Raw genomic sequence first — 565 nt, forward strand, 5'->3', positions numbered from 1 at the left:
GACGGTGGCGCCCGCGCACGCTCCGGCCACGGCGTAGCCGCGTTCGCGCCACTCTCCGCGCGCGAGCCTCCACAGCGCGTAGAAGCCGGCGAAGAGCAGCACCGCCGTCGTCTGGTGGCTCATGAAGAGCAGCGAGTAGCTGAACGCCAGCGAGCCCAGCGCGTACGTCACCGTGACCGCGTCCGCGACGGTGGCCGACACCCAGGCGCGCAGGAAGCGGCGCACCAGCCACAGCAGCAGGAGCGTGGGCAGCACCGTGAGGAACAGGCGGCTGAAGAAGACGAGCGGCACCTCCGGCACGGCGTAGCGGTGGCCTCCGCCCACGGCGCGCAGGGCTGCGTACACGGGCACCGCGGCGAAGGACAAGAGCGGCGCCTTGGACGGGTAGTACTTCCCGTTCATCACCGACAGGTCGCCCACGTGGCCGTAGTCGCGCAGGGCCCGGTTGATCTCCAGCGTGCCGTCCTCCACCAGCGCGCGCGTCTGCCACAGCCGGCACAGCTCGTTGGGCGAGCGCAGGCCCGGGTGGTACGGGAAGAGGAGCACGTAGAGCGCCGCCACCGTG

1 pseudogene is annotated in these 565 nt (G+C 71.7%); it reads right to left on the reverse strand.

The features are described 5' to 3' along the window. Positions 1-561: pseudogene (locus D7Y13_RS41865) on the reverse strand (hypothetical protein); the annotation flags it as partial. Positions 562-565: the final 4 nt, after the last annotated feature.

Source organism: Corallococcus praedator, assembly GCF_003612125.1.
GTDB classification, from domain to species: domain Bacteria; phylum Myxococcota; class Myxococcia; order Myxococcales; family Myxococcaceae; genus Corallococcus; species Corallococcus praedator.